Annotated in this window: 4 protein-coding genes; 3 read left to right on the top strand and 1 reads right to left on the bottom strand. The window is 77.3% G+C overall.

All coding sequences use genetic code 11. From position 1 onward, the window contains the following. On the bottom strand, window positions 1-477 hold a 477-nt coding region (locus tag ACIQOV_RS29830; protein ID WP_401053692.1), incomplete at its 3' end, for a sugar phosphate isomerase/epimerase family protein. Window positions 478-585: 108 nt separating this feature from the next. Here ACIQOV_RS29830 and ACIQOV_RS29835 point away from each other — a divergent pair. The 3 genes from ACIQOV_RS29835 to ACIQOV_RS29845 all read left to right on the top strand — a co-directional run bounded on the left by ACIQOV_RS29835 (window position 586) and on the right by ACIQOV_RS29845 (window position 4282). Continuing rightward, window positions 586-1800 carry an ROK family protein gene (locus tag ACIQOV_RS29835; protein ID WP_401053694.1) on the top strand — a complete coding sequence of 405 codons (1215 nt, stop codon included), beginning with the start codon at window positions 586-588 and terminating at the stop codon, window positions 1798-1800. 139 nt (window positions 1801-1939) lie between these two features. After that, window positions 1940-2941, top strand: coding sequence for a hydroxyacid dehydrogenase (locus ACIQOV_RS29840; RefSeq protein WP_401053696.1), 1002 nt, complete (start codon window positions 1940-1942; stop codon window positions 2939-2941). 3 nt (window positions 2942-2944) lie between these two features. Beyond that, window positions 2945-4282, top strand: coding sequence for a sulfatase (locus tag ACIQOV_RS29845; protein ID WP_401053698.1), 1338 nt, complete (start codon window positions 2945-2947; stop codon window positions 4280-4282). Window positions 4283-4296 lie beyond the last annotated feature (14 nt).

Raw genomic sequence — 4296 nt, forward strand, 5'->3', positions numbered from 1 at the left:
GTGGGCGACCCGGGCCAGCAGCCCGGCCACCGCCCGTCCGCCCCGGTGGGAGTCGTGGGTCTCGACGAGCACCCGGACGCCCAGCGCCCGGGCCTCCCGCGCGACCGCCGCGAGCCGCCGGGCGCCCCGGTCGTCGGCCTCGGCCCGCGGACCGTCGCCGCCGCGCGGGAAGACCCGCACGGCGCCCGCGCCCAGGTCGGCGGCGAGCCGCAGGTGGGAGCGGAGCGCGTCGGTCACCGGGGCGTCCGGTCCGGGGGCGGCGACGCCGACGTAGGAGGCGAGCGCGAGGGGGGTCAGGCCGTGCGCGCGGAGGGTGCGGGCGGCGGCGCGGCGCTCCCCGGGGGGCATCGCCGGGTGGACCGACTCGCCCTCGGCGCAGCGCAGTTCGAGCCCGTCCCAGCCGTGGTCGGCGCCGAGTCGGGCGGCCTCGGCCAGCGGGAGCCCGGGGACGCCGAGCGTGGAGTAGGCGAGCGGCATGGCGGCTCCATGGCTTGTCGGGCGGCCCCGGACGGCCGGACCAAGGATATATTCAAGCTGAGACAAAGTCCTGACCGCCCGGGCCCGACCCGGGCCGAGGAGCCCGCGATGCCCCCGAGCCGTACCCCCGCCACCGCCACGACGCAGACCGTCGCCCAGGTGAACCAGACCGTCCTGCTGGAGGTGCTGCGGCGGCACGGCACGCTGTCCCGGCAGCGGCTGGCCGCCGAGAGCGGGCTGAGCACCGCGACCGTGCACCGGCTGGTCGAGGTGCTGCGCGCCGAGGGGCTGGTGGAGGTGGAGACGGAACGGGCGCCGTCCAGCGGGGGCCGGCCGCCGCAGCTGATCCGGTACAACGCCCGCGCGCAGACCGTGCTGGCGATCGCGATGCGCCCGCGCCGGATCGTCGGCGTGGTGGCCGCCCTGGACGGCACGGTGCTGCACGAGGCCGAGCACCACTGGGCGTTCCCCGGCCCGGACCGCCCGCGGGAGATCGCGGCCGGCGACCTGACCGGCCCCCTGCTCGCGCTGGTGGACGGCCTGCGGGACTGGGCCGGGCGGCACGCGGGGGCGCCCCGCGCCCTCGTCGTGGGCGTGCCCGGGGTGGTCCGGGACCGCACCGGGCTGGTGGAGTTCGCGCCCGCCCTGGACTGGCCCGGGCTGCGGCTGGGCGTGCTGCTCCAGGAGCGCTACGGCGTCCCGGTGGCGGTCGAGAGCAACGTCAACCTGGTCGCGCTGGCGGTGCGGCAGTCGCCGGCCGCGTCCGGCGTGGGCGACCTGGCGGCTGTCGTGGTGGGCATCGAGGTCGGCGCCGGGATCGTGCTGGACGGCCGGCTGCACCGCGGCCGGCTGGGCGCGGCCGGGGCGCTGGGCCATCTGATGTCCGGCCACGCGGCGCTGGACCGGCCGCTCGGACGGACCGGCGACACCCAGGCGAGGATCGGCGACCACGCGGTGGACCGGCGGATCACCGAGGCCGGCCTGACGGTGTCCGGCACCCCGGCGGAGCGGGTGGCGGGCCTGTTCCGGCTGGGCCGCGAGGGCGATCCGGCGGCGGTCCGGCTGATCGGCGAACTCACCGACGACCTGGCGCTGGTGGTGGCCAACCTGAGCGCGGTGCTGGCGCCGGAGCTGATCGCCCTGGGCGGGCGGCTGTTCTGGGAGAGCGGGGGCGAGCTCCCGGCGGCGATCGAGAGCCGGCTCCAGGGGCGGGTGCCGGTGCTGCCGCGCCTGGTGGTCGTGCACAGCACCACCACCGAGCTGGTCGGCGCGGCCTCGGCGGCGGTGCGGCTCGCGGACGGGGCGACCTTCATCACCCGCTGAGGCCCGCGGGCCACGCGTTACGGGCACGACGCCGGCACGACGCCGGCACGACGTCGGCACGACGTCGGCACGACGAAACCCCCACTATTTCTCACTGTGATAGAAACTCCTTGTGCGTCAGCGACCCGAGGAGAACCGGATGCCCACCGCCGCCTTCGCGATGGACCCGGAGCGCTTCCCCGACGTGTACGGCCCCCGGACGCGCGCCCGGGTCGCCGCCCGGGCCGAGGTGCTGGCCGACCCGGCCTCGCCCGACGGGGTGTGGAGCACCGAACGGCTGGCCGCCGCACCGCAGGCGCTGCGCGACGTCGAGGTGCTGTTCACCGGCTGGGGCGGCCCCGTCCTGGACGCCGCCGCCCTGGCCCGGCTCCCCCGCCTGCGACTGGTGCTCTACGCCGCCGGCTCGGTGCGCCGGATCGCCGGCGAGGCGTTCTGGGCGGCGGGCATCCCGATCGTCACCGCCGCGCACGCCAACGCCGTCCCGGTCGCCGAGTTCACCGTGGCCCAGATCGTCTACGCCCTCAAGGGCGGCTGGCGCCACGTCCTCGCCGCCCGGGCCGCCCGCGCCGCCGTCCCGGCCGCCCGCACCCCGGGCGCGTACGGCTCCACCGTCGGCGTCCTGTCGCTCGGCGCGACCGGGCGGCTGGTCTGCGAGATGCTGCGCGGCTACGACGTCGAGGTCCTCGCGCACGATCCGTACGCCCCGGCGCCGCCGCCCGGGGTCCGGGCCGTCGGCCCGGAGGAGCTCTTCGCCACCGCCGACGTGGTGAGCGTGCACACTCCGCTGCTGCCCGGGACCCGGGGCCTGGTCGGCCGGCGGCTGCTGACCTCGATGAAGCCCGGCGCCACCCTGGTCAACACCTCGCGCGGAGCCGTCCTGGACGAGCCCGCGCTGCTGGCCGTCCTCGCCGAACGCCCGGACCTCTTCGCCGTGCTGGACGTCACCGATCCCGAGCCGCCGCTGCCCGGCTCACCCCTGTTCACCCTGCCCAACGTCGTCGTCACCCCGCACCTGGCGGGCAGCCGCGGGCTTGAGCGCCGCCGCCTCGGCGATCTGGTCGTCGAGGAGTTCGAGCGCTGGCTGCGCGGGGCGCCGCTGCGCCGGGCGCTGGACCCGCACACCTACGAACGGATGGCCTGACCCGTGCCCGACCCCCTGAACCGGAGCGGCCCGGACGTGGTGCTGATCCTGACCGACCAGCAGACCGCCGACGCGATGAGCGCCGCCGGGAACCCGTACCTGCGCACCCCCGCGATGGACGCGCTGGCCGCCGCCGGCACCCGCTACCCCAACGCCTACTGCGCCCAGCCGCTCTGCACCCCCTCCCGGGCCAGTCTGATGACCGGCCGCCTGCCCAGCACGGTCGGCGTGACCGGCAACACCGGCGGCCCCGAGGACCCGCTGCTCGGACGGCTGTTCACCGAGGCCGGGTACGACTGCGGCTACGGCGGCAAGTGGCACCTGCCCGAGCTCGACCTGCCCACGGACCGGGGCTTTCGCCGGATCCACCCGGCGGGCGGGGACGACGCCGGACTCGCCCGCGCGGCCGCGGAGTTCGTCCGCGCACCGCGCGAGCGGCCGTTCCTGCTGGTCGCCTCCTTCCTGGAGCCGCACGGCATCTGCGAGTGGGCCCGCGGCCAGGACCCGCGCACCGGTCCGCTCCCGCCCGCGCCGCCCGTCCCGCGACTCCCGCCGCTGCCCGCCAACTTCCCGGTCGGGCCGTACGATCCGGCACTGCCCCGGCTGGCCCGGCTGGCCCAGCCGCACACCCACCCGACCGCCGAGTGGCGGGAGGACGACTGGCGCCGCTACCGGCACGCCTACTACGCCCTGGTGGAGCGGGTGGACCGGCACATCGGACTGCTGCTGGAGGCCCTGGCGGAGCGCGGCACGGACCGCGGGACCGTGGTGGTGTTCAGCTCCGACCACGGCGACGGCGCGGGCGCCCACCGCTGGAACCAGAAGTGGGCCCTGTACGAGGAGTGCGTGCGGGTGCCCCTGGTGGTCTCCGCGCCCGGGGTGGCCGCCGGCGCCGTCGACGAACGGCTGGTCGCGGCCGGGCTGGACCTCATCCCGACGCTCTGCGACCTGGCCGGCATCGAGGGGCCCGACGGGCTGCCCGGCCGCAGCGTCCGCGCCCCGCGGCCGCACGACAGCGTGGTGGTCGAGACCCGCTGGGAGATCCCCGGCTTCAACAACGCCCTGGGCCGGATGGTCCGCGCCGGGCGGCACAAGTACGTGTGCTACGCCTGGGGCGACCATCGGGAGCAGCTCTTCGACCTCGCGGCCGACCCCGGCGAACTGGTCAACCTCGCGGTCGACGCCCGGCACGCGGCACTGCTCGACCGCTTCCGGGCCCTGCTGTCCGAGCACTGCGCGGAGGTCGCCGACCCGTTCGCGCGCTTCGTCCCGCGGGCCGCCGGGGACCTGCCGGTCGCCGGGGAGCCGCGGGCCGCCGGGGACCCGCACGCCGCGCACTGACGCGAAGGGCCGGC

Origin of the sequence: Kitasatospora sp. NPDC091257, assembly GCF_044757675.1 — a bacterium.
Taxonomy (GTDB): Bacteria; Actinomycetota; Actinomycetes; order Streptomycetales; family Streptomycetaceae; genus Kitasatospora; species Kitasatospora lactacystinica.

Excerpts from the sequence above, each read along its gene's own strand:
- ACIQOV_RS29835 (WP_401053694.1), top strand. The coding sequence starts at position 586 with ATGCCCCCGAGCCGTACCCCCGCCACCGCCACGACGCAGACCGTCGCC.
- ACIQOV_RS29840 (WP_401053696.1), top strand. The coding sequence starts at position 1,940 with ATGCCCACCGCCGCCTTCGCGATGGACCCGGAGCGCTTCCCCGACGTG.